The sequence below is a fragment of the Brenneria sp. L4-2C genome, assembly GCF_040240335.1.
GTDB lineage: Bacteria > Pseudomonadota > Gammaproteobacteria > Enterobacterales > Enterobacteriaceae > Brenneria.
Map to the genome: position 1 here is coordinate 113,486 of NZ_JBEIAC010000004.1, position 23,687 is coordinate 137,172.

Below are 23,687 nucleotides of genomic sequence, written 5' to 3' on the forward strand. Positions count from 1 at the left end.
TGAAATGAAGCTGGACAGCGTCTGGCACAACGGCAAGCAATACCGCAAAGGCTATACCACCGGCTCCTGCGCCACGGCGGCGGCCAAGGTGGCGGCGCTGATGGTCTTGCGCCAGCAGGTGATCGATCAGGTTTCCATCGTGACGCCATCGGGCGTCACGCTGTATCTCAACGTCGAACAGCCGTTGATTGAGGGGCGGCAGGCGACGGCGGCGATCCGTAAAGACGGCGGCGATGACGTGGACGCCACGCACGGCATGCTGATTTTCGCCCGCGTCGCCCTGTGCGAACACGGCGATATTCATATTCGCGGCGGCGAAGGCGTGGGTACCGTGACGCGCAAAGGCATCGGCCTGCCGGTAGGCAGCGCGGCGATCAATCGCACGCCGCTGCAAACCATTGAAGCGGCGGTGCGCGAGGCGATCGGCCCGACGCGCGGCGCGGAAGTGGAAATTTTCGCGCCCGAGGGCGAGGAGCGGGCGAAAAAAACCTACAACGGACGTCTGGGGATCCTCGGCGGCATCTCCATCATCGGCACCACCGGCATCGTGACGCCGATGTCGGAAGAGAGCTGGAAACGCTCGCTGGCGCTGGAGCTGGAAATGAAGCGCGCCGCCGGGGAGGACCGCGTCATTCTGGTACCCGGCAATCACGGCGAACGCTTCGTGCGCGAGCAACTCGGGCTGGACGGACAACGCGTGGTGACCATGAGTAATTTCGTCGGTTATATGTTGCAGGAAACCGTCAGGCTTAAATTCCGCCGCGTGGCGTTGGTCGGCCATCTCGGCAAGCTGGTGAAAGTGGCGGCGGGGATCTTCCATACCCACAGCCATATCGCCGACGGGCGCATGGAAACCCTGATCGCCAATCTGGCGCTGATGGGCGCTTCTCATGACGTCTTGCTGGCGGTGAATCAGTGCGACACCACCGAGGCAGCGATGGAGGTGATTGCGCAGCACGGCTTGCAGGCGGTGTACGCGCGAATCGCGCAGCGCATTTGTCAGCGGGTCAACGAGATGATGCGGTTCTCCAGTGAGCCGCCGCGCATCGACGTCATCCTGTTCTCTTTCGATAACCAGGTGCTGGGCGCCAACCGATCGCTGGCCGACATCGTGGAGGCGCTGCGATGATCGTGGTCGTGGGCATTGGCCCCGGTTCGCTGGCGCATCTGACGCCGCAGGCGCGCCAGGCGATCGCCGCCGCCGAAATTCTGGTCGGCGGCGCCCGTCATCTGGCGATGTTTCCTGACTTTCACGGCCAGACCCGCCGGCTGGATGCCGATATCGACGGGCTGATGACGTGGCTCAAAGCGCACATATCCCGTCAGGTGGTGGTGCTGGCCTCCGGCGACCCTTTGCTGTACGGCATCGGGAAGCGGCTGTCCATCCATTTCCCAGCGGATCAACTGCTGATCGTACCCGGCATCAGCGCGGTGCAGTACCTTTGCGCCCGTATCGCGCTGGATATGAATGATATTTATCTCACCAGCAGCCACGGCCGCAAACCGGACTTTGACTGGCTGCTGCAACACGACAAAGTGGCGATGGTGACCGATCGACATATCGGCCCGCGCGCCATTGCCGACGCCATCCTGCAACGGCAACTGAGGCGCACGATGATTATCGGCGAAAATCTGTCGCTGCCGGATGAACGTATTCATCGCCTGTCGCCGGAACAGGTGGCGCGGCACTATGACATGAACGTGGTGGTGATCCTCAATGAATGATGATGAATTTTTACGCGGCCAACGGGTGCCGATGACCAAAGAGCCGGTACGCCTGCTGGCGCTGGAGCGGCTGGCGCTGAGCGACGCGCGCCATCTGATTGATGTCGGCGCCGGCACCGGCAGCGTATCGCTGGAGGCGGCGCTGCGTTTTCCCCGATTGGCGGTGACCGCCATCGAGCGCAATCCGACGGCGCTGGCGCTGATTGAAGAAAACCGCCGTCGGTTCGGCTGCAATAATGTGGCGATTATCGCCGGCGCGGCGCCGCTGCCGCTGGAGCCTATGGCGGACGCGGTGTTTATCGGCGGCAGCGGCGGACAGCTGACCGAGCTTATCGACTGGTCTTTGGCTCATTTGCATCCCGGCGGTCGTTTGGCGCTGACGTTCATTCTGCTGGATAACCTGAATACGGCGCTGGCGCATTTGCAGTCGCTGAACGTGGCGTCGCTGGCCTGCACGCAGCTTCAGGTTTCGTCCCTGACGCCGCTTGGCAACGGCCATTATTTTAAACCGAACAACCCCACCTATCTTATTTCCTGCTGCAAGGAGGGAACGCATGTCTGAGCATGCCGCAACACCGCAAACAGCGAACGCGCAACCGGCGTTCGATCCCCATAAAATCTGGTTTGTCGGGGCGGGGCCGGGCGATCGCGAGTTGATTACGCTCAAAGGCTACCGCTTGCTGCAACAGGCCGATGTGGTGATCTACGCCGGTTCGCTGATTAATACCGAATTGCTGGAATATTGCCGGCCGCAGGCGGCGTGTTACGACAGCGCCGGAATGACCCTTGAGCAGATCGTGACTCTGATGGTCACCAGCGCGCGCGCCGGCAAACTGGTGGTGAGGCTGCAAACCGGCGATCTGTCGCTGTATGGCTCGATTCGCGAACAGAGCGAGGCGCTGGCGCAACAGGACATCGGATTCGTTTCCGTTCCCGGCGTGAGCGCGTTTCTCGGGGCGGCGGCGCAGCTTGGCGTGGAATACACCGTACCGGAAGTGGCGCAGAGTCTGGTGATTACCCGTATAGAAGGGCGTACGCCGATGCCGCCGCTGGAGCAGTTGGAGGCGTTTGCCGCCCATCAGACATCCATGGCGATTTTCCTGTCGGTACAGGATATCGACGGGGTGGTGGCGCGGCTGACCGCCGGCGGCTATCCGGCGTCCACGCCGGTGGCGGTGGTCTACAAGGCCACCTGGCCGGAAAGCCGCACGGTGCGCGGCACGCTGGCGGATATCGCCGGGCAGGTGCGGGCGGCGGCCATTCGCAAAACCGCGCTGATTCTGGTCGGCGCTTTTCTGGGCGATGAATACCACTATTCCAGACTGTATGACGCAGGATTCAGTCATGAATATCGCCAGGCCTGAATCCATCGCCGTGTTCTGCCTGACGCCGGGCGGCGTACGTCTGGCCCGGCGTTTGCAGGCGCATTTGCCGCTGACCTGTTTCACCAGTGAAAAATTGCTGGCGCCAGGCTTTACCGCCTTTAGCGGCGGTTTCGGCGACACCCTGCGCGCGGCGTTCAACCGCTATTCCGCGCTGGTGGTGGTGGGCGCGACCGGCATTGCGGTGCGGGCGATTGCGCCGCTGTTAAACGACAAGCTGACCGATCCGGCGGTGGTGGTGATCGACGAGCAGGGACGGCATGTCATCAGCCTGCTTTCCGGCCATATCGGCGGCGCGAACGCGCTGACCCGCCGGCTGGCGGAGATACTGGGCGCCGAACCGGTGATAAGCACCGCCACGGACGTCAATCAGCTGGCGGCGCTGGATATGCTGGCGATGCAGTTGGACGCGCAAATGGAGGATTTCCGCCAGGCGGTGAAAGCGGTGAATCAGCTGCTGGTCAGCGGTGGCAAGGTCGGCCTGTGGTGGGACGATGCCATGCGGCCCGCGCGTTCCCGTTGCGACGTGCGCGGCTTTATCGCGATAGACAGTCTGACGGCGCTGCCGACGCTGGATGCGCTGGTGTGCGTGACGCTGCGCGATACCCTGCCCGACGCCTTATCGGCGGGATCGCCGGCGCCGATCTTCAAGCTGGTGCCGAAGCGCGTGGTGGCGGGGATCGGCTGCCGGCGGTCGACCGAGCTGCCCACGCTGGCCGATCTGCTGTCGCGGCAGTTGGCGGAAAACCATTTCGATCCGCTGGCGCTGCGGGCTATCGGCAGCGTCGATATCAAGCGGGACGAGCCGGCGTTGATCGAACTGGCGCAGCGCCGGCGCGTGCCGTTCGAACTGTTCGGCGTCGACGAACTCGCCCCGCACGAACACCGTTTTCCCGCTTCCGAATTTGTGCGCCGCACGGTCGGCGTCGGCAGCGTTTCACAACCGGTTGCCTGGCTGATGAGCGGCGGCAAGCTGGTTGGCAATACCCTGCGTCAGCAGGGGGTGACTATTACCCTGGGAGTAAAGCATTAATGTTAACCGTAATCGGCATTGGGCCGGGCAGTGAAGCCATGATGACGCAAGAGGCCGTCGCCGCTATCCGCGAGGCGGACATCGTGGTGGGCTACAAAACCTACACGCATCTGGTAAAGCCGCTCACCGGCGATAAGCAAGTGATCAAAACCGGCATGTGTAAAGAAATCGAGCGTTGCCAGACGGCGATCGATCTGGCGTTGGCCGGCCACAACGTGGCGCTGATCAGCAGCGGCGACGCGGGTATTTACGGCATGGCCGGGCTGGTGCTGGAGCTGGTCGCTCAGCAGCAGTCGGATCTGGACGTCCGGCTGGTGGCCGGGATGACCGCCAGTATCGCGGCGGCGTCGTTGTTAGGCGCGCCCCTGATGCACGATTTTTGTCATATCAGCCTCAGCGATCTGCTGACGCCGTGGCCGGTGATCGAAAAACGCATCGTCGCGGCGGCGCAGGCCGACTTTGTTATCTGCTTCTATAACCCGCGCAGCCGCGGCCGTGAAGGGCATCTGGCGCGCGCGTTCGAGCTGATGAAGCCCTTCACGTCAGCGCAAACGCCGGTTGGCGTCGTCAAAGCCGCCGGGCGTAAGAAAGAGCAAAAATGGATCACCACCTTCGGCGACATGGACTTCTCGCCGGTGGATATGACCAGTCTGGTGATTGTCGGCAACAAAACCACCTACTGCCGCGACGGGCTGATGATTACGCCGCGAGGCTATACGCTGTGAGCGAGCCGGTTATCCATGTCTTCGGCGGCACCAGCGACGCCCGGCTGATTTGTCAGGCGCTGGATGCGGCGGGCGAAGTTTATCGCCTGTCCGTCGCCACCGACACGGGAAAACAGCTGGCCGGCGATATCGCCGGCGAGGTGGTGGTCGGACGTATGGATGCGGATGAAATGGCGGCCTATCTCGCCGCCCGGCGTATTCGCTGGGTGATCGACGCTTCCCATCCTTATGCCGAGGCGCTGCACGCCAATGTGGCGGCGGCCTGTCGCCGGTTGCAACTGCCGCTGACGCGCTATCAGCGGCCCAGCGATATCGACGCCATCGACCATCCGCTGCTGCATAAAGCGGCGAGCCTTGACGCGGCGTGCGCGATCGCCCGCACGCTGGGGACGCGGGTGCTGCTGACCACCGGCAGCAAGGATCTGGCCCGCTATCGGCAACGCTTGCCGGACAAACAGCTGTTGGTTCGGGTGCTGCCGACCGCGGCGGTGCTGGCGCAGTGCGAAGCGCTGGGCTTCGGCGTGGAGCAGATTATCGCCCAATGCGGGCCGTTCAGCGCGGCGTTCAATCAGGCGCTGTATCAGCACTGTCGGCCCGATGTGGTGGTAACTAAAGAGTCCGGCGCGCCGGGCGGCTATCAGCAAAAGGTCGCGCCCTGCCTGGCGTTGGGCATCCCCTGTATCGTGATCTGTCGCCCGGTCGCGGCAGACGACGCTGCGTCGGCGGAACGGATCGCATCGCTGGATGCGTTCGCCGCTTGCTTATCCCGCTGGCGACACAACGAGGATCGTAAATGAAAAAAGCACTGTTGATTATCAGTTTCGGCACCAGTTACCCGCAAACCCGGGAAAAGAATATTGATGCCTGCGAACAATTTCTGGCGGCGTCCCACGGCGATCGCGATCTGTTTCGGGCGTTTACGTCGGAAATGATTATCCGCAAGCTGTGGGATCGCGACGGCCTGCGGATTGATAACCCCGCGCAGGCCTTGCAGCGGCTGGCGGACGAAGGTTATCAGGATGTGGCCATCCAGTCGCTGCATGTGATTAATGGCGATGAATACGACAAAGTGGCGGCGGAGGTTCGCGTCTGGCGCCCGCATTTTCAACGGTTGGCGCTCGGTACGCCGCTGCTCAGCGGTTTTGATGACTATCAGCAATTGATGAGCGCGCTTCAGACGCAGATGCCGCCGCTGGCCGCCGATGAACGGGTGGTGTTTATGGGACACGGCGCCAGCCATCATGCGTTTTCCGCCTACGCCTGTCTCGACCACCTGATGGCGTCGCGCGGTTTCCCGGCGCTGGTGGGGGCGGTGGAAAGCTACCCGGAAATCGACCATATCATCCAGCGTCTGCAACAGCAGGGGGTGCGCAAAGTGCATCTGATGCCGCTGATGCTGGTAGCGGGCGATCACGCCACCAACGATATGGCTTCGGATGAAGAGGACTCGTGGAAATCGCAGCTTGAAGCAGCGGGCATCGCCACCTGTTGCTGGCTGCAAGGGCTGGGCGAAAATGCGCAGATCCGCCGGATGTTCGCCCGTCACCTCGACGCCGCGCTGAACCCGAAGCAGCAGGAGGCGGCGTAATGACCGGCAGACTGTATGCGTTAGGCGTCGGGCCGGGCGGCAGCGATTTGATTACCGTGCGCGCCGCGCGTCTGATCGGCCGGCTCGACATTCTGTATGCGCCGGCCGGGCGTAAGGGCGGCGATAGCCTGGCGTTATCCATCGTGCGCGAGTATTTGTCGCCGGCGACGGAAATTCGCACCACGCATTTTCCCATGAAGGCCGACGAGGCAGAGAAAGAAGCCGTCTGGGACGAGATAGCCCAACAGCTGACGAATGAAGTGGCCGACGGCAGGCAGGTCGGCTTTATCACGCTGGGCGATGCGATGCTATTCAGCACCTGGGTCTTTCTGCTGGCGCGTATCGGCCGTCAGCCCTGGCTGGAAATCGTGCCGGGCGTCACCTCGTTTGCGGCGATAGCCGCGCGGTCGGCGCTGCCGCTGGCGATGGAGCAGCAGTCGATGGCGGTGATGCCGTGCACCGCCCCGGAAGCCGAGCTGGAGCAAGCGCTGCTGACTCACGACAGCGTGGTGCTGATGAAAGTGTATGGCCGTTTCGCCGCCGTGCGCGCGCTGCTGGCGCGTCTTGATCTGTTCGATCACGCGCTGTTGATGGCCGATGCCTCGCTGCCGGGCGAACAGTGCTGGCGACGTCTGGATCGGGTGACGGATGACCAGCCGTTGCCCTATTTCTCCACGATTGTGGTGAATAAACAGTGGCGCAGCGAATGACACGGATCGCAGTCGGTGGGGGAGGAATACGCCGGTCATCGCGCGGTATAGCAGGACATTCCGGCAGTACACCTAGCCATGTCCGCAACACAACCGGTCATCCCCGTAACATGCCCGGTCATCCTCGCAACACACCCGGTCATCCTCGCAACACACCCGGTCATCCCCGCGGTAGTAGGCGGGGATCGGTTGCTGAAACGGCGGTAGTCATTGACTGATTCCCGCCTGCGCGGGAATGACACGGATCGTAGTCGGTGGGGGAGGGATACGCCGGTCATCTTGCGGTATAGCAGGACATTCCGGCTGTATACCCGGCTATTCCTGTAACATGCCCGGTCATCCTCGCAACACACCTGGTCATCCCCGCGGTAGTAGGCGGGGATCGGTTGCTGAAACGGCGGTAGTCATTGACTGATTCCCGCCTGCGCGGGAATGACACGGATCTTAGTCGGTGGGGGAGGGATACGCCGGTCATCTCGCGGTGTAGCAGGACATTCCGGCTGTATACCCGGCTATTCCCGTAACATGCCCGGTCATCCCCGCAACACACCCGGTCATCCCCGCGGTAGTAGGCGGGGATCGGTTGCTGAAACGGCGGTAGTCATTGACTGATTCCCGCCTGCGCGGGAATGACGCGGAGCGTAGTCGGCGGGAATGGCAAGGGTACGTGGTAGGCAGGGGGAGTGAGGGAATAACGGATGGACATTGACTTAAAACATGATGGGGTTTGAGGGGTAATCAATGGAACAACAATTAAAGAAACTTTCGCTATCCGGTCTGGCGATAGCGCTGCTACTGATGCTGGCGCCGCAGGAAGCGTTCGCCATGCATATTATGGAGGGATTTTTGCCGCCGATGTGGGCGCTGGCCTGGTGGGTGCTGTTTCTGCCCTGTCTGTTTGCCGGGCTGGTGCGTTTGCGCAAAATCGTCAGTGAGGACAGCAACCAGAAAGTCCTGCTGGCGCTATGCGGCGCGTTTATTTTCGTGCTTTCCGCGCTGAAGATCCCGTCCGTCACCGGCAGTTGCTCGCATCCGACCGGCGTCGGTCTGGCGGTGATTCTGTTCGGCCCGGTGGTCGTGGCGGTGCTGGGGGCGATTGTCCTGCTGTTTCAGGCGCTCTTGCTGGCGCACGGCGGTCTGACGACGCTCGGCGCCAACGGGATGTCGATGGCGGTTATCGGGCCGGTTATCGGTTATCTGGTGTGGAAATTGGCGTGCAAAGCCGGGATCCGCCGCGACGTCGGGGTATTCCTGTGCGCCATGCTGGCCGATTTGGCGACCTATCTGGTGACGTCGATTCAACTGGGCGTGGCGTTCCCCGATCCGCAATTGGGCGTTACCGCATCGATGGTTAAATTCATGGGCATTTTCTGTCTGACGCAGGTGCCGATCGCCATCGCCGAAGGGTTGCTTACCGTGATGATTTACGACCAGTTAACCAAGCGTCAGCTTATTCATGCCGGGAGTCGTTAACATGAAAAAGAACTTAATCCTGTTATCACTGGTGATTGCGCTGGTGATTCTGCCCTTTTTTATCAATCACGGCGGCGAGTACGGCGGGTCGGATGGCGAAGCGGAAACGTTGATCACCCAGACCGCGCCGGATTATCAGCCCTGGTTCCAACCGCTGTATGAGCCCGCCAGCGGCGAGATTGAAAGCCTGCTGTTTACCTTGCAGGGATCGCTGGGCGCGGCGGTAATTTTCTATATTCTCGGCTATTACCGCGGCAAGCGCAGCGATCATGCTGGGAATTGACAAACTCAGCTATCAGGGGCGCTGGCGGCAGGTGGATCCGATGCGCAAGCTGGCGCTGTATGGGCTGTTTCTGCTGCTGGCGATGACCTGCCCGCCGCTGTATCAGGCGCTGCTGCTGGGATTTATCGCCGCGCTGACCTGCTGGCTGCTGCGGATCGGCCCGTTGCGCTATCTGAAATGGCTGTCGGTGCCGTTGGGGTTCCTGTCGGTGGGCGTGGCGACGATTGTGCTGTCGGTTTCGCGCCAGCCGGAAACGCTGTGGTGGGGGATCCCGCTGGGGACGTTCTGGGTCGGCATCGATCCCATCGGTCTGCATACGGCGAATCATACCCTCTGGCGCAGCCTGGCGGCGCTATCGGCGACCTTCTGGTTTGTGCTGAACACGCCGTTTCCGCAGTTGATTCAGATCCTGCAACGTTGCCGGGTGCCGACGCTGCTGACGGAACAAATTCTGCTGACCTGGCGGTTTATCTTCATTTTTCTGGATGAAGCGCTGGCGATCCGTCGCGCGCAGTCGCTGCGCTTTGGTTATTCATCGCTGGGCAGCAGCTATCGTTCGCTCTCCATGCTGGTCGGCATGCTGTTTATGCGGGTCATGATGCGCTACCAACAGATGGTGATTGCGCTGGAAATCAAACTGTATCAGGGAGAATTCCATCTGTGAGAAGAGAACCGTTATGCTGACGACCCGACAATTGAATTTTCGCTATCAGGATGAACCGATACTGCGCGATCTGTCGCTGGATTTCAGTCGCCATGCCGTCACCGGGGTGATAGGGGCGAACGGTTGCGGCAAGTCGACGCTGTTTATGAACCTGACCGGTATTCTGCGCCCGCAGAGCGGGGCGGTGCTGTGGGACAACCAGCCGATCGATTACAGCAAAGCGGGGTTGCGCGCCTTGCGTCAACGGATCGCCACGGTATTTCAGGATCCGGAACAACAGATCTTTTATACCGATATCGACAGTGATATCGCTTTCAGCCTGCGCAATCTCGGTATGGATGAAACCCTCATCGCCCAACGGGTGGAGCAGGCGTTAACGCTGGTGGATGCGCAGGCATTTCGCCATAAGCCGATTCAGTATCTGAGTCACGGTCAGAAAAAACGCGTCGCCGTCGCCGGGGCGCTGGTGATGGAAGCGCCTTATCTGCTGCTGGATGAACCGACTTCCGGCCTCGATCCCGCCGGACGCGAGCAGATGATCGCGATTATTGAACGGATTGTGGCGCAGGGGAAACGGGTTATCATCTCCAGCCACGATATCGACCTGATCTATGCGGTGTGCGGCTACGTGTACGTGCTGGCGCACGGCGAGCTGGTCAGCGAGGGAGTCAGCGCCGACGTTTTCCTGCAACGCGAAAAGCTGCGGGCGGCCGCGCTGGTTCAGCCCTGGCTGGTCAAGCTGCACAGCGAATTGGGGCTGCCGCTGTGTAAAACCGAACAACAGCTATTTGCGCTGCTGCGCGAGCGCGGCGCGGGAGGAAACGCATGAGCCTGTCCATCATGTTGCAGGGAACGGCGTCCGACGTGGGCAAAAGCGTTCTCGTGGCCGGCCTGTGCCGGATTTTCGCTCAGGACGGCTACCGCTGCGCGCCGTTTAAATCGCAAAATATGGCGCTCAATTCGGGGATTACGCCGCAGGGCGAAGAGATGGGGCGGGCGCAGATATTTCAGGCCGAAGCGGCGGGCATCGAGCCCGATGTGCGGATGAATCCGGTGCTGCTTAAGCCGACCAGCGATCGCAAGTCGCAGGTGGTCTTGATGGGGAAAGCGCTCTGCAATATGGATGCGATGACCTACCACCAGTACAAACCGCAGTTACAGCAGCAGATCGGCGATGTCTACCAGAGCCTGGCCGCCGAATATGACGTGATAGTGCTGGAAGGAGCGGGCAGCCCGGCGGAAATCAATCTACGCGATCGGGATATCGTTAATATGGGTATGGCGGCGCAGGCCGACTGTCCGGTATTGCTGGTGGCCGATATCGACCGCGGCGGGGTGTTCGCCGCCATCTACGGAACGCTGGCGCTGTTGGCGCCGGAGGAAAAAGCGCGGGTAAAAGGGGTGATCATCAATAAATTCCGCGGCGACGTGGCGTTGCTGAAACCCGGGCTGACGCAGATCGAAGCGCTGACCGGCGTGCCGGTGATCGGCGTGATGCCCTGGCTGAATGTGGAGTTAGAGGACGAAGACGGCGTTGCGCTGCAAAGCGGCAAATATGCCGGAAACGCGCAGCAGGCGCTGGATATCGCGGTGGTGCGCCTGCCGCATATCGCCAACTTCACCGATTTCAACGCGCTGGCGGCGCAACCGGATGTCCGTTTGCGTTATGTCGCCGATCCGGCTGGGCTGACGGACGCCGATTTGATTATTCTGCCAGGCAGTAAAAATACGCTGGGCGATTTGCAATGGCTGCGGCAAAGCGGGCTGGCCGGGGCGCTGCGGGCGCGGCATCAGGCCGGTACGCCGCTGATTGGCATCTGCGGCGGCTATCAGATGCTGGGACGCAGCATTATCGACGGCGTGGAGTCGGACGTTGCGCGGATGGACGGTCTGGGGCTGCTGGATATCGAAACCGAGTTCGCATCGGAAAAAGTCACTACCCGCGTCAGCGGAAGCTGTCGGCCGATGCTGCCGGGCATGGCGAACGCCGGGTCGGATAAGCCCGTCAGCGGGTATGAAATCCATATGGGTACATCGCGCCTTGGCAGTCAGGCCGCGCCATTTATCACGTTGACGCAGAGTAACGGCCAGCCGGTAACCCAATACGATGGGGCGATTAACGCGGACGGCAGCGTCATCGGCAGCTATCTTCACGGTCTGTTTGATAACGATTGCTTTACCCGCGCGTTGCTGAATACGTTGCGCCAACGCAAAGGGCTGACCGCGTTTGACGGCGAGGTGTTTGACTATGCCCGTCACAAGCAGCGGCAGTTCGATATTCTGGCCGCGGCGATGCGCGAACATATTGATATCGCCGCGATATATGGCTTTATGTCGACGGCGCGCAGCTAGTTTGCACGGGGGCTCCTCCCCCTGACAAGGGGGAGGCCGGGTGGGGGTAGCGGCAGGCATCACCTGCGCTGCGATTGACCCCACCCCAACCCTCCCCTTTGCAGGGGAGGGAGTTGGCTATTCCCCTGCGTCGGGCGCGTGCTACGACGTGGCATGGAAATGGCGGCATTGTGGCGCACAAAACTGCCTCTGAGTCCGCATAAAATGTGACTAAGAGACAACTGACAAGGGGTAGCGGCAGGCATCACCTGTGCTGCGATTGACCCCACCCCAACCCTCCCCTGCGCAAGCGGGGAGAAAAAAAGATTAAACAGGAGCTTATCGGGTGATATTGATTACGGGCGGAGCCAGAAGCGGCAAAAGCGCATTGGCGGAGAGGCTGGCGGCGCGGCACAGCGAGAAGGTGCTGTATATCGCCACATCGGTGGTGACCGATGACGAAATGGCTTCGCGCGTGCGGCGGCACCAGGAAAGCCGCCCGGCGCATTGGCGTACCTGGGAAGGCTATCGAGATCTGGGGACAGTGATCGCGGAAAAAATAGCCGCCGACGAGGCGGTTATTCTGGAATGCGTCACGACCCTGATCGCCAACCTGTTGTTTGAGCAGGCCGGCGATACGCCGCCGGAGCAGATGGACTTTTCGGCCATTGAAGATGCGATCCAACCGCAGATTGATGCGTTGATCGACGCCTGCTCCCATAGCGCGGCGCCGATCTATCTGGTGACCAATGAGCTTGGCATGGGCATCGTGCCGGAAAACCGGCTGGCGCGGCATTTTCGTGATATCGCCGGACGCGTGAATCAGCGTCTGGCCGCCGCCGCCGAGTCGGTCTATCTGGTGGTGTCGGGTATTGAGGTTAAAATTAAATGAATCTGCGTTTATTTTTCGCCACGTTGCAATTTATGACTCGAATTCCGCTGCCGGCGCGCTGGACGCAGGGGCTGGAGATGGAGCAATACGTGCGCGGGATTGTCGGTTTCCCCTTTATCGGCTTCATCGTGGGCGGGATCGCCGGGCTGGCGTTCGTTGCGCTCTCTCCCTGGTGCGGCGTGCCGCTGGCGGCGCTGGCCTATGTGCTGGCGCTGGCGCTGATTACCGGCGCGTTTCATCTGGACGGACTGGCGGATACCTGCGACGGCGTGTTTTCCGCCCGTAAACGGGAAAGAATGCTGGAGATCATGCGCGACAGCCGCCTCGGCACCAATGGCGGGCTGGCGCTGATTTTTATCGTGGTGGCGAAAGTGCTGGTAGTGAGCGAGCTGGCGCTACGCGGAACATCGATGCTGGCCGTACTGACGGCGGCGTCGGTGGTGAGCCGCAGCGCCATTGTGTTGCTGATGTATCGCCAGCGTTACGCTCGCGAAGGACAAGGGCTGGGAAATCTGTATATCGGCCAGGTTCGCGGCGTTGAGATGCTGATTACGCTGGCGGGCGGGGCGCTGCTGGCCGGGTTGCTGGGACAGGGGGCCGCGCTGCGGGCATGGGCCATTACCCTGGTTATAATCTGGCTGATGGGGCTGTATCTGCGCCGTCGGTTGGGCGGTCAAACCGGCGATACGCTGGGCGCTGCGGAAGAGGTCGGCGAACTGGTCTTCCTGCTGGCGATGTTGTGACGGAAAGAGAAGGATAAACCATGCGGTTATTTCTGGTCAGGCACGGTCAGACCGAGGCCAATCTTAGCGGCGTTTTTTGCGGTATGACGGACGTCGGCCTGACGGCGACTGGCGTTGCTCAGGCCCGGTCGGTTGCCGGCTGGCTGGCGGACGTGAACTTTGGTTCGGCCGTCAGCAGTACGCTGTTGCGGGCGCGGCATACGGCGGAAATCGTGTTGGAAAAGCATCCTATCGCCGCCGCCGCGGATCGGGCATTCAACGAGATGGCTTTCGGCGATTGGGAAATGCGCCATCGCCACGATTTACAGCATGAGGATGCCGAAGCCTGGGCCGCCTGGATTGCGGACTGGCAAACGGCGCGTCCGACCGGCGGAGAGTCGTTCCCTGAGTTTTCTCGCCGCGTGGAACAGATCACGCAGGCCTTGCGGAAACAGCATGGCGCGGATAATCAGCTGATCGTGGCGCATCAGGGCGTATTAAGCCTGCTGTTGGCCACGCTGCTGACGATGCCGGCGAGCGAGATGTGGCACTTTCATTTTGCGCAAGGCGCATACAGCGTGTTGGACGTACAGGACGGGTTCGCCACGCTGCGGGCATTGAATAATCGGGCGCCCTGGCAGCCCTGATATAACGAGAATAATATTATGCAAACAGAACCATCATCCACGCTTTCATCGCTGGTCGACGCCATCGTGCCGCTGGACAAAGACGCTATGCGGCGCGCCGCCGACCGGCTGGACGGCCTGCTGAAACCGCTGGGCAGTCTGGGACGGCTGGAGCAGTTGGCCATCCAGCTTGCGGGTATGCGCGGGCTTTCCGGACTTCAGGCGGCGCGCAAACAGATCATCGTGATGGCCGCCGATCATGGCGTCTATGAGGAAGGGGTGGCGATTTCCCCGCGCGCGGTAACGGCCATTCAGACTGCGAATATGGTCAGGGGCATTACCGGCGTCTGTGTACTGGCGGCCAACGCGGGCGCAGAGGTGAACGTAGTGGATGTCGGCATCGACAGCGAGCCGCTGCCCGGCGTGCTGAATATGAAAGTGCGGCGCGGCAGCGGCAATATCGCTCGTGAAGCGGCGATGACCTACCGGCAGGCGGAGGATTTGCTGCTTGCCTGCGCGCGCTTGACCAGACAGCAGGCCGCAGGGGGCGTTCGCGTCTTTGGCGTCGGCGAGCTGGGTATGGCGAATACCACGCCCGCGGCGGCGATGATCAGCGTGCTGACCGATCATGATCCCAATCAGGTGGTCGGCATCGGCGCTAATTTCCCCAGCGAGCGACTGCATCATAAAGTGGCGGTGGTGCGTCAGGCGATTACCGTGAACCAACCTAATGCGCATGACGGCATTGATGTGTTGGCTAAGGTCGGCGGTTTTGATCTGGTCGGGATGGCGGGCGTGATGCTGGGGGCCGCGGCCGCCGGATTGCCCGTGGTGCTGGACGGTTTTCTTTCCTATGCGTCTGCGCTGGCGGCTTGCCGTATTGCGCCGCAGGTGCGGGATTACCTGATTCCCTCCCATTTTTCGGCGGAAAAGGGCGCGCTGATTGCGTTGCAGCATCTACAAATGGAGCCTTATTTGCAATTAGGCATGCGGCTTGGCGAAGGCAGCGGGGCGGCGATGGCCATGCCTTTGATCGACGCGGCCTGCGCGATGCATAACAATATGGGGCTATTGTCCGATAGCAATATCATGCTGCCCTCATAATTTTCCGTAATTTTTTTGCCGCGAGGCTCAGGAATGGAATGAATATTCCGTTGCCGGCGGTGCGCATCGCGCTCATATGTAGTCAGCGACATGATCCCGGTCCGGGGCCAACCTAAGCCCCGGCGGGCATTCTGATCGATAACGCGTTTATTTCTCCGGTTTTTTTCACAAAATTATGGAAAACTTCATATCTGTTCTATCCTGTTAAATACGTTATTGTATAAATGAGTCAGTAGGTAATAATTAAATATATTATCTATTTCACATGTCAATGAATTAACTACTATCATTCAAATGAAATTATTAACGTGCTATTTATATATTCAAGCCGATGAATTATTATCTTTTATGGTAATGCGTATTTAATTAAAATGTATCCTTATGATTTATTTGTGTTTTGTGGATTTTTCCCAAAAAAATTAATTTTATTGTTGCAAACACAACATGTTTGCACTTTACTGTAGTGACTGAGTCATTCGGGATGTTATATGAATTTTTCAGCATTGGTTGATGAACGCTTTTCTAAACTTACTCCTGCACAGCAGCTTATTGCACGTTATATCGAAAGGAATAAGGAGCGAGTGGCGTTTATGACGGCCAAGCAGTTAGCCGATGCAATAAATGTGAGCGATGCCGCGATTGTCCGCTTTGCCCGCGCATTAGGCTTCCGGGGTTATACCCATCTGCGAGAGGATTTGGGCGAAGCGCTGATTGAGCGAACGGGAGCCGGCGGCGTATTACATCGGGCGCAGTTGCCAACGGACGATGAAGAATTACAAAAACAGGTTTTTGATAATGCGCATACGCTGATAAACCAGACGCTCGAGTTAAATACCGATGGCGTCATCTTACGTGTTGCCGAGCGTATTGTCGCTGCTCGAAAAGTTTGGGTTACCGCGCATGGCAATACCTACCCGATGGCGGCGTATTTGGCGATGCACCTTAACCATATTTTGGGTAAGTCGGACGTTTTTAATATCGGTTGCGGCGACGTGGCCGATCGTATTCAGCAAGTGAATGAACATGATGTGTTTATCGGCATTGGGTATGAACGCTATATTCCATATACCATCGATATGATGCATCTGGCGCGTGAGCGTGGGGCGCATGTCGTGGCGGTGACCGATCGAATCACATCACCGTTAGCCCGTGAATCAAATGAAGTCATTTATATTCTTCGCAGCAGTTCGCCACTGGTTTGGTGGTCGAAAATGAGCACGATGACCGTTGTCGATTGGCTTATTTCGCAAGTGGTGATGTGTGATGAAGATGCAGTAAAGAAAAGATTGGAACAATCTGATGACGCCTGGAAACTGCTGGGTCATTGGAAAAAGCCAACACCAGGGAAATATTAATATAAATCTAAAAAATAATTAATTTATCGTTTATAACAAACACCAGAGAAGGAGATTTCTTTCCGTAACTTACATCAAAGGAAAATGAGTATGAGTGATAAAAAAGGAGATATCGACTCCCCTGTTATTTCAACAGGGGAAGCGATAGATACCTCTCGCCGTCGTTTAATCAAACAAACGTCCATCATCGGTGCCGGCATGGCATTCGGTGCTTTTTCCGCCCCTTCAGTCTTTGCTAAAGGCAGTCCGGAAGTGATTGTCAGAGGATTGGGCGGCGCTTATCAGGACGCCATGGATATCGCCGTCTATAAACCTTTTACCGCGGCAACGGGGATTAGCGTCAAGGTAAAACCTTCCACCTCCGCACAAATTCAGGCCATGATAAAGGCCGGTCAGGTAAGTCTGGACGTTGTGGATATCGGCACGCTTGCTCAGCTCAACCTTGAGAAAGCGGGAGCGTTGGCGCCGATTAATTACGCCGCGATGAAATATTGCAATCCTGACGATATCGCCGCTGAATTCCGTCATCCTAATATGGTCGGCAACCTCCTGTTTGCAACCGTGCTGGTTTACAATACGGATGTTTTTAGCGCTGAATCACACCCTAAAAACTGGGCGGAATTTTGGGACGTGAAGCGTTTTCCCGGCCCGCGCACGCTGGCGGATTTGCGTTCAGGCGCGGCAGATCTGGAATTCGCCGTGCTGGCTGACGGCGTGGCGATGTCGGATATTTACCCTGTTGATATCGACCGGGCTTTTTCCTCGCTAAATAAAATCAAACCGCATGTTACAAAATGGTGGGATACCGGCGCGGTTTCCGCGCAGTTGCTGGAGCGTAAAGATGCGGTGCTTGGCGCGCTGTGGAATGGTCGTGCTCAGGTGCTGATCGATCAGGGCGCGCCGCTGGCGATAGAGTGGAATCAGGCAAGACAGCAGGTGCAATACTGGAGCGTGTTGAAAAGCGCGCCGAACCCTGAAAATGCCCAGTTGCTTATCGACTTCGCCTTGCAGCCGGAAGTGCAGGCCAAGCTGACTCAGTATATCGCCTATGGCCCGACCAATAAAAAAGCCTTTGATTTCGTGCGTCCGGAAGATCTGGCAAAACTGCCTTCCAACCCGGCGTACTTTCCAAACACCTTTATACAGGATGCGCAGTGGTGGTCGGATCATCTGGAAGAGATCGGTAAAATCTGGCAGCCGTGGATCTTAGGTCAGGCTTAATGGGGATTGCTAACCAGCCGTTCCGTTCCCGTCCAACCGCGGGAACGGAACTTCGTCTGCAAGGGTTAACCCGACGCTTTGGTCAGACCGCCGCGGTGGATAATCTGCATCTGGTCGTCGAGCCGGGCGAATTCGTTACTTTACTGGGGGCCAGCGGGTCGGGAAAAACCACCACGCTGATGATGGTCGGCGGTTTTACTACGCCAACCACGGGGCGGATCCTGCTCGGCGGCCAGGACGTGACGGATTTTCCGCCGGCTAAACGTAATCTGGGCGTGGTATTTCAGAATTACTCTCTCTTTCCCCATCTTTCCGTTTTCCGCAATCTGGCGTTTCCGCTGGAAATGCGCGGCGCGTCGCAGAGCCTTATCAGGCAAAAGGTGGCGGATGCGCTGGATATGGTGCAGTTGGCCGACAAGGGCCATCGGCTGCCGCGTGAATTATCCGGCGGTCAGCAACAGCGAATTGCCCTGGCGCGGGCGTTGATATTCGAACCTCAGGCGCTGTTGATGGATGAGCCGCTGGGGGCGTTGGATAAAAAACTGCGCGAACATATGCAGTTGGAACTCAAACGCCTGCATCAGTCGAGCGGTTCGACCGTGCTGTTTGTCACCCACGATCAGGAGGAGGCGCTGACGCTTTCCGATCGTATCGCGGTGATGCAGGATGGCCGTATTGCGCAAATCGACTCGCCGCAATCCTTATACGAAAAACCCGCCAATCGCTGGGTTGCCGAATTTATCGGACAATCCAATTTTATCGGCGGGCATATTGAGGCGGTTCATTCGACGGGCTATGACGTCAGGCTGGATAGCGGCGAGCGGGTAAGCGGGCCGGGCATCGGACAGTTGGCTAACGGGCAACGGGTTTTCGCGGTATTGCGGCCGGAGAAAATTCGCCTGGCGAGCGCCGGTCAACTGGCGGTAAACGCGGTTATCAGCGAGGTGTTGTATCTGGGCCATACGGTAAAGGTGAGCGTGCGGCTTGGCGACGGCACGGATCTACTGGTTCAGGCGCAGAACATCGATCTGCAAAAGGCCATCGCCCCTGGCATCGCCGTTTCTCTCGGCTGGCAGCCGGAAAGCCTGTGGTTTATTGCCGGGGAGGCGGAATGAGCCCGACGTCGCCGGCCCGGCGTAACTGGAAACCCTGGCTGTTATTAGCCCCGTCGTTGCTGGCGCTGCTGATATTTTTTATCTATCCGTTGATAAAAATGTTGGGGTTCAGCCTCTATAGCCCGGATTTTACCTGGCGGCACTATCTGCGCATCGTACAGGAGCCGGTGTGGATTAACGTGTTGTGGATCACCCTGCGAATCTCCTTTTGGGTGACCTTAAGCACCCTGCTGCTGGGCTATCCGTTGGCCTGGGTGCTGGCGCGCTTGCAACCTCGTACGGCGAATATTTTGCTGATTCTGGTGGTTATCCCCTATTTTACCAGCGTACTGGTGCGTACCTACGCCTGGATGGTGCTGCTGGGGGCGCAAGGCGTAGTCAACCAGTTGTTGCTTGCCGTCGGTTTAATCACCGAGCCGCTAAAACTGATGTACACCTCGACGGGCGTACTGATCGGTATGACCTATATCCTGCTGCCTTATATGATCCTGGCGCTCTATAGCGTGATGCGCGGGATCGACCTCGGTTTGCTGAATGCGGCGCAAAGCCTGGGCGCGTCACGCACCCGCGCTTTCTGGCGCATCATTGTGCCGCTGTCGTTGCCGGGCATCGCGGCGGGCGGATTGCTGGTGTTCATTCTCTCGCTGGGCTTTTTCATTACGCCTGCGCTGATGGGCGGCCCGCAGCAGACCATGATTTCGATGGTGATTGAAAGCCAGATAGAAACTTATTTCGACTGGGGCTTCGGTTCCGCGCTATCCACGGTATTGCTGGTCTGTACGCTGGTGCTGTTCTGGTTCTATCAGCGGCTGGTTGGATTGGAACAGCTGTTTGAGGCCAAACGATGAATACCATCAAACCGGGACTATTTTCGCTGACTATGGCGATACTGGTGCTGTTATTTCTGGCATTGCCGATCCTTATTATTTTTCCGCTGGCATTTAGTCAGTCAGCTTATTTAACCTTCCCCCCGCCCGGATTTTCTCTGCGCTGGATGGAAAAAGTGCTGACCAGCGCGGAATGGCTGAGCTCGCTGTGGTTGAGTTTTCGCATTTCCGTTATATCAACGCTGTTGGCGATGATCTTCAGCCTGTTGTTGGCCATCGCATTGGTTCGCTACCGGTTTGCCGGGAAGAAAATTATTTATGTGCTGGTCTTACTGCCATTGATTGTGCCGAATATTATATCGGCGCTCGCCTTGTTCTTTTTCTTTTCCGCCGCCGATATTTTCAACAGCGCCAGCGCGATTATTATCGGTCATGCGGTGATTGCCTTGCCGGTGGCGACGATCATTATTTCATCGACCTTGCAGGGTATCGACAGCCAACTGGAATATTCGGCGATGAGCCTGGGCGCCGGCAATTTCACCGTGTTTCGGCGGATTACGTTTCCGCTGGCGGCGCCAGGGATGGTTTCCGCCGCGCTCTTCGCGTTTCTCAGTTCTTTTGATGAGTTGCTGATTGCGATGTTTATGGCGGACAATGAAACACAAATGCTCTCGGTACAAATATGGAATAACGTGCAGTTTCAACTCGATCCGACTATTGCGGCGGTGAGCGCATTATTGATTTTGATCACCATTGTAACGTTACTAACAGCTAATTTAATAACAAAACAACGATAGCGATATTGTAAATTTTATTACAGGGATAAATAACATGAATAATCAGCAAGAACTCGGCTTTACGCCAGAGGAATATCACCAGCGAGCGGAAAATATCCGCGCTTACATGCGAGAGAAAGATATCGGCCTGCTGGTGATCGATCAGACCGAGTTTCTGTATTATCTGACCGGATTCGGCATTTCCGAAAATATGTATCGGGCTTGTTTATTGCCGTTGGACGGCGATCCGGTGATGGTCTTTCGCGCGATGGATGCGCATACCTTTCACGAGAATAGCTGGGTAACGGACACCGTCACTTTTGCTGACTGGCAAGACCCCCTCGAAGTGCTTATCGACACCATCGTCGAGCGCGGCTGGGATAAGCGCAAGATAGGCGTGGATTTCGATTCGTACTGTATGACGTTAAGTCGCTTTAATCGTCTGCAAGCCCGTTTCCCCGCACATCCTTTGCGCGATTTTTCCGGGGTGCTGATCAAGTTGCGGGATTGCAAAACGCCGCGGGAAATTGACTATATCGCCGAGGCGGCGAGGGTGAATGATTTGGCGTTTTCTGCGGTTTTAGCCGATACCGGCGTAGGAAAAACCGAGCGTGAAGCGGCGACCGTCGTTCATCAGGTATTGATGAGCAACGGACTGGATTCAAACCGCTGCGGCATTATTACGCTTGGCGTCGGCAACAGTTTTCTTCATGGGAATTTGCACGATCGTCCGTTGGCGTCCGGGGATATCCTGCACACGGAGATCGTCTCTTTCAAACGAGGCTACAGCGCGCGGATTATGCGCCCTATTGTGATTGGGCAAGCCAACGCTCGGCAGCAAGATACGGCCGATCAACTGATTGCCATTCAGGACGCCCAGTTTGCCGCGATGCGGCCCGGCGCCGTCGCCAGGGATGTCGATGCCGTGGCGCGTAACGCGGTGCTGGCTGCCGGACTGCGGGAAGATTATGTCAGCATCACCGGCTATACCCTGGGTTATTACCCGCGCATTTCGCCGAATACCAGCGACTTCAGCCGGGTGTTTTTACCGAATGCGGAGTGGCGTTTAAAACCCGGCATGGTCTTTCATATGTACATTTATGCGAACGGCATCGCCTTCAGCGAAACCATTGCCATTACTGAGCAGGGGCATGCCCGCCTGAGTCAGACGCCGCGTCGGTTGTTTGTCGCCGACTAAGTCGGTTTTTCCCGTCGCCCGGAGCGGCATTCGCCTCGTTTGTTCGCCTCCGGGAATACATACGGCTCCGCCCGGCGGTATTGCCGCTGGTTTCATCTCCTGTTCCAGGGCATTTTCATCAGCAGGTGGGCCATACCGCAGAAACCCGATATGCCGGCGAAGATCAGTCCCGCGCCGACGAACCCTGACAGAATGTGGAACCACGGCGATACCGTGGCGCCGAGGATGGCGCCCAGCAGCGCGATGGACCCGACCGCAATCTGTACCTGACGGTTAAGTTCGAGGGGCTGCGAGGCATCCACGATGGTAGAGAATCCCGCCTGTTTCCAGCCGGATAATCCGCGCTCCAGAATGTACGCCTCGCCCTGCACGCTGGCGGCGAGCTTATCGATATTCAGTTCCGTGCGGCGACCGGACTGGCAGTGGAAGATCACGCCCTTGCCGGCGTCGGCGAGCGGCGGCGCTGATGAAAGCGCGGTCAGGGGAATATTTTGCGCCTGGGCGATATGTTCGCGCGCATATTCGTCAGCGGCGCGAATGTCGATCAATTGCGCGCCGTTTTCGAGCAACTGCTGTGCGTGCTGCGGCTGGATAATCTTGATAGACATGTTGATTCCCTCGATTCAGTAGGCCGTGCAGGTGAAAAGGTAGGAAATGGGGCCGCCTATCAGGTAAGCCTTGTCCTGAATGTGAATGGTGTCCAGCTGTAGCCGCGTACTGTCGGAGGTAAACTCCGCAAGTAACTGATTGAACACTGCGTCCGGGGTATTATCCGTAGGCGAGGGGACGATCCGGCTAATAGCATAACGGAAGGTATCGCTATCTATTCTTCCGCCCTGCTTTAGATAGATAGTGCGATTGAGAACCGTGGTTTTCCCCCGATCGACCGCGCGGCCGTTCAGTAACAGATAGCCTGAGTCATTGTTCTGAAAACGCAGGTCTTGCGCCAGAAAGAACTCCAGATTCTGCCCGTCCTGATTCAAATTATAGCGGGTAAACGCCGAACATTTAAACGGCCAGGCGATTTGCTGGTGAGAAGAAATCACGATAAACAGCGTAACCAGCAGCAACAGCAGCCCCACGGCGACGGCGATATGGACTCTGAATCTTTTCAACGTTATTTCCAGTCGTAATAGTAAAAATTATCGCAGGAGATAATTTCTTGTTTTATCCCCAGTTGGCAAAACGACAACAGGGTGCGTCCATAACTTTGCGTGGAGTAAGACGTATAATTATCGAAAATAATTCTGCGGTTTTTATCGCATTGTAATTGGTTGTCATGCAGAATTTTTACGATCTGCCGGTTAATGGCTTCCCGATCTTTGCTGTCCGTATTTTTGAGATAGGTGACATGACAGTTCTCCTGAAACGTCGCGTTAACCGGTTCAATCTCACGCCCTTGCAGGGTATTGCTGAACTGAAGCAGCAATAATCCCAGTATCAGTATGCTGAAACCAATAAGCAAAATCAGAAACCAGGTTTTCTTTTGCTGATTACCGGCTTTCTGCGGCGGCGGCGCTTCCTCTGCGGCCGGCGATGGTCCGGCGGGCAATGATTGCTCTGCGGGCCGGGGTGGCGGGGAATCAACGCGCTGTAGCGGTATATCGGTATTGAGACGAAAGCCGATTTTCGGCATGGTAATAATCAGGTTGTCGCAGCCATAGCCGGCCAGGGCGCGACGCAATATGCTGATATATTGGTTAAGATTGCTGTTGGTGCCGCGCAGGCCGTATTTATCCCATACCTCGGTCAGCAAATATTCGCGGCCCAGCGTTTCCCCGCCGGAGACCAGCAGTTGTTCCAGCAAACGACAGGCGGGGATGCTGAGTTTAATGAAATCATCATGTTGATGGTTGCCCAGCGTACCATCATCAGGGTTGAATCTGATCTCCTCCGCTATGATATAAATCATCAAGTTACCTGTTAAAAGAGACGAT

At 57.9% G+C, this 23,687-nt stretch carries 27 protein-coding genes; 24 read left to right on the forward strand and 3 right to left on the reverse strand.

Annotated features, from left to right (window positions below):
• Positions 1 to 4: 4 nt before the first annotated feature.
• The 24 genes from cbiD to ABRZ26_RS08510 all read left to right on the forward strand — a co-directional run bounded on the left by cbiD (position 5) and on the right by ABRZ26_RS08510 (position 21,750).
• On the forward strand, positions 5 to 1,129 hold the full coding sequence (cbiD, locus tag ABRZ26_RS08395) for a cobalt-precorrin-5B (C(1))-methyltransferase CbiD (RefSeq protein ID WP_319603992.1): 1,125 nt from the start codon (positions 5 to 7) through the stop codon (positions 1,127 to 1,129).
• On the forward strand, positions 1,126 to 1,725 hold the full coding sequence (locus tag ABRZ26_RS08400) for a cobalt-precorrin-7 (C(5))-methyltransferase (RefSeq protein WP_319603807.1): 600 nt from the start codon (positions 1,126 to 1,128) through the stop codon (positions 1,723 to 1,725). Before cbiD ends, ABRZ26_RS08400 begins: the two co-directional genes overlap by 4 nt.
• Positions 1,718 to 2,287 (forward strand): decarboxylating cobalt-precorrin-6B (C(15))-methyltransferase, encoded by a 570-nt coding sequence (locus ABRZ26_RS08405; protein WP_319603808.1) that lies wholly within the window; start codon positions 1,718 to 1,720, stop codon positions 2,285 to 2,287. Before ABRZ26_RS08400 ends, ABRZ26_RS08405 begins: the two co-directional genes overlap by 8 nt.
• Positions 2,280 to 3,089, forward strand: a complete 810-nt coding sequence (locus ABRZ26_RS08410) for a cobalt-precorrin-4 methyltransferase (RefSeq protein ID WP_319603809.1) — start codon at positions 2,280 to 2,282, stop codon at positions 3,087 to 3,089. Before ABRZ26_RS08405 ends, ABRZ26_RS08410 begins: the two co-directional genes overlap by 8 nt.
• Positions 3,070 to 4,140 carry a cobalt-precorrin 5A hydrolase gene (gene cbiG, locus ABRZ26_RS08415; protein ID WP_319603810.1) on the forward strand — a complete coding sequence of 357 codons (1,071 nt, stop codon included), beginning with the start codon at positions 3,070 to 3,072 and terminating at the stop codon, positions 4,138 to 4,140. The genes ABRZ26_RS08410 and cbiG overlap by 20 nt, the downstream gene beginning before the upstream one ends.
• Positions 4,140 to 4,865 carry a precorrin-3B C(17)-methyltransferase gene (locus ABRZ26_RS08420; RefSeq protein WP_319603811.1) on the forward strand — a complete coding sequence of 242 codons (726 nt, stop codon included), beginning with the start codon at positions 4,140 to 4,142 and terminating at the stop codon, positions 4,863 to 4,865. Before cbiG ends, ABRZ26_RS08420 begins: the two co-directional genes overlap by 1 nt.
• The gene (locus ABRZ26_RS08425; protein WP_319603812.1) at positions 4,862 to 5,662 is read left to right on the forward strand and encodes a cobalt-precorrin-6A reductase; all 801 of its coding nucleotides are present in this window, start codon (positions 4,862 to 4,864) and stop codon (positions 5,660 to 5,662) included. The genes ABRZ26_RS08420 and ABRZ26_RS08425 overlap by 4 nt, the downstream gene beginning before the upstream one ends.
• Positions 5,659 to 6,453, forward strand: a complete 795-nt coding sequence (cbiK, locus tag ABRZ26_RS08430) for a sirohydrochlorin cobaltochelatase (protein ID WP_319603813.1) — start codon at positions 5,659 to 5,661, stop codon at positions 6,451 to 6,453. Before ABRZ26_RS08425 ends, cbiK begins: the two co-directional genes overlap by 4 nt.
• Complete coding sequence (locus ABRZ26_RS08435) at positions 6,453 to 7,163, forward strand: cobalt-factor II C(20)-methyltransferase (RefSeq protein WP_319603814.1); 711 nt, start codon at positions 6,453 to 6,455, stop codon at positions 7,161 to 7,163. Before cbiK ends, ABRZ26_RS08435 begins: the two co-directional genes overlap by 1 nt.
• Positions 7,164 to 7,904: 741 nt before the next feature.
• A complete protein-coding gene (cbiM, locus tag ABRZ26_RS08440) occupies positions 7,905 to 8,636 on the forward strand; it encodes a cobalt ECF transporter S component CbiM (RefSeq protein ID WP_319603815.1) in 732 nt (243 codons plus the stop codon).
• Between the two features lies 1 nt (position 8,637).
• The gene (locus tag ABRZ26_RS08445) at positions 8,638 to 8,919 is read left to right on the forward strand and encodes an energy-coupling factor ABC transporter substrate-binding protein (protein WP_319603816.1); all 282 of its coding nucleotides are present in this window, start codon (positions 8,638 to 8,640) and stop codon (positions 8,917 to 8,919) included.
• Positions 8,906 to 9,583: an energy-coupling factor ABC transporter transmembrane protein gene (locus tag ABRZ26_RS08450; protein ID WP_319603817.1), complete on the forward strand. Its 678-nt coding sequence runs from the start codon at positions 8,906 to 8,908 to the stop codon at positions 9,581 to 9,583. The genes ABRZ26_RS08445 and ABRZ26_RS08450 overlap by 14 nt, the downstream gene beginning before the upstream one ends.
• A gap of 13 nt (positions 9,584 to 9,596) precedes the next feature.
• Complete coding sequence (locus tag ABRZ26_RS08455; protein ID WP_319603818.1) at positions 9,597 to 10,412, forward strand: ATP-binding cassette domain-containing protein; 816 nt, start codon at positions 9,597 to 9,599, stop codon at positions 10,410 to 10,412.
• Positions 10,409 to 11,935 carry a cobyric acid synthase gene (locus tag ABRZ26_RS08460; RefSeq protein WP_319603819.1) on the forward strand — a complete coding sequence of 509 codons (1,527 nt, stop codon included), beginning with the start codon at positions 10,409 to 10,411 and terminating at the stop codon, positions 11,933 to 11,935. Before ABRZ26_RS08455 ends, ABRZ26_RS08460 begins: the two co-directional genes overlap by 4 nt.
• 325 nt (positions 11,936 to 12,260) lie before the next feature.
• A complete protein-coding gene (gene cobU, locus ABRZ26_RS08465) occupies positions 12,261 to 12,806 on the forward strand; it encodes a bifunctional adenosylcobinamide kinase/adenosylcobinamide-phosphate guanylyltransferase (RefSeq protein WP_319603820.1) in 546 nt (181 codons plus the stop codon).
• Complete coding sequence (gene cobS, locus ABRZ26_RS08470) at positions 12,803 to 13,549, forward strand: adenosylcobinamide-GDP ribazoletransferase (protein WP_319603821.1); 747 nt, start codon at positions 12,803 to 12,805, stop codon at positions 13,547 to 13,549. Before cobU ends, cobS begins: the two co-directional genes overlap by 4 nt.
• A gap of 20 nt (positions 13,550 to 13,569) precedes the next feature.
• Positions 13,570 to 14,175, forward strand: a complete 606-nt coding sequence (locus tag ABRZ26_RS08475; protein WP_319603822.1) for an adenosylcobalamin/alpha-ribazole phosphatase — start codon at positions 13,570 to 13,572, stop codon at positions 14,173 to 14,175.
• A gap of 18 nt (positions 14,176 to 14,193) precedes the next feature.
• On the forward strand, positions 14,194 to 15,258 hold the full coding sequence (gene cobT / locus ABRZ26_RS08480) for a nicotinate-nucleotide--dimethylbenzimidazole phosphoribosyltransferase (RefSeq protein ID WP_319603823.1): 1,065 nt from the start codon (positions 14,194 to 14,196) through the stop codon (positions 15,256 to 15,258).
• Positions 15,259 to 15,746: 488 nt separating this feature from the next.
• The gene (locus tag ABRZ26_RS08485; RefSeq protein ID WP_319603824.1) at positions 15,747 to 16,613 is read left to right on the forward strand and encodes a MurR/RpiR family transcriptional regulator; all 867 of its coding nucleotides are present in this window, start codon (positions 15,747 to 15,749) and stop codon (positions 16,611 to 16,613) included.
• Between the two features lie 90 nt (positions 16,614 to 16,703).
• Positions 16,704 to 17,834 carry an ABC transporter substrate-binding protein gene (locus ABRZ26_RS08490; RefSeq protein ID WP_319603825.1) on the forward strand — a complete coding sequence of 377 codons (1,131 nt, stop codon included), beginning with the start codon at positions 16,704 to 16,706 and terminating at the stop codon, positions 17,832 to 17,834.
• Positions 17,834 to 18,949, forward strand: coding sequence for an ABC transporter ATP-binding protein (locus ABRZ26_RS08495; RefSeq protein WP_319603826.1), 1,116 nt, complete (start codon positions 17,834 to 17,836; stop codon positions 18,947 to 18,949). The genes ABRZ26_RS08490 and ABRZ26_RS08495 overlap by 1 nt, the downstream gene beginning before the upstream one ends.
• A complete protein-coding gene (locus tag ABRZ26_RS08500; protein WP_319603827.1) occupies positions 18,946 to 19,797 on the forward strand; it encodes an ABC transporter permease in 852 nt (283 codons plus the stop codon). The genes ABRZ26_RS08495 and ABRZ26_RS08500 overlap by 4 nt, the downstream gene beginning before the upstream one ends.
• Positions 19,794 to 20,573 carry an ABC transporter permease gene (locus ABRZ26_RS08505; RefSeq protein WP_319603828.1) on the forward strand — a complete coding sequence of 260 codons (780 nt, stop codon included), beginning with the start codon at positions 19,794 to 19,796 and terminating at the stop codon, positions 20,571 to 20,573. The genes ABRZ26_RS08500 and ABRZ26_RS08505 overlap by 4 nt, the downstream gene beginning before the upstream one ends.
• A gap of 34 nt (positions 20,574 to 20,607) precedes the next feature.
• Positions 20,608 to 21,750: a M24 family metallopeptidase gene (locus ABRZ26_RS08510; RefSeq protein WP_319603829.1), complete on the forward strand. Its 1,143-nt coding sequence runs from the start codon at positions 20,608 to 20,610 to the stop codon at positions 21,748 to 21,750.
• 92 nt (positions 21,751 to 21,842) lie between these two features.
• Here ABRZ26_RS08510 and ABRZ26_RS08515 read toward each other — a convergent pair whose 3' ends face one another.
• Genes ABRZ26_RS08515 through ABRZ26_RS08525 form a run of 3 tightly spaced genes read right to left on the reverse strand, consistent with a single transcriptional unit; the run spans position 21,843 to position 23,662 of the window.
• The gene (locus ABRZ26_RS08515; protein WP_319603830.1) at positions 21,843 to 22,358 is read right to left on the reverse strand and encodes a rhodanese family protein; all 516 of its coding nucleotides are present in this window, start codon (positions 22,356 to 22,358) and stop codon (positions 21,843 to 21,845) included.
• A 15-nt stretch (positions 22,359 to 22,373) separates the two neighbouring features.
• Positions 22,374 to 22,865 carry a FidL-like protein gene (locus tag ABRZ26_RS08520; protein WP_319603831.1) on the reverse strand — a complete coding sequence of 164 codons (492 nt, stop codon included), beginning with the start codon at positions 22,863 to 22,865 and terminating at the stop codon, positions 22,374 to 22,376.
• 2 nt (positions 22,866 to 22,867) lie between these two features.
• On the reverse strand, positions 22,868 to 23,662 hold the full coding sequence (locus ABRZ26_RS08525; RefSeq protein WP_319603832.1) for a winged helix-turn-helix domain-containing protein: 795 nt from the start codon (positions 23,660 to 23,662) through the stop codon (positions 22,868 to 22,870).
• Between the last annotated feature and the right edge of the window lie 25 nt (positions 23,663 to 23,687).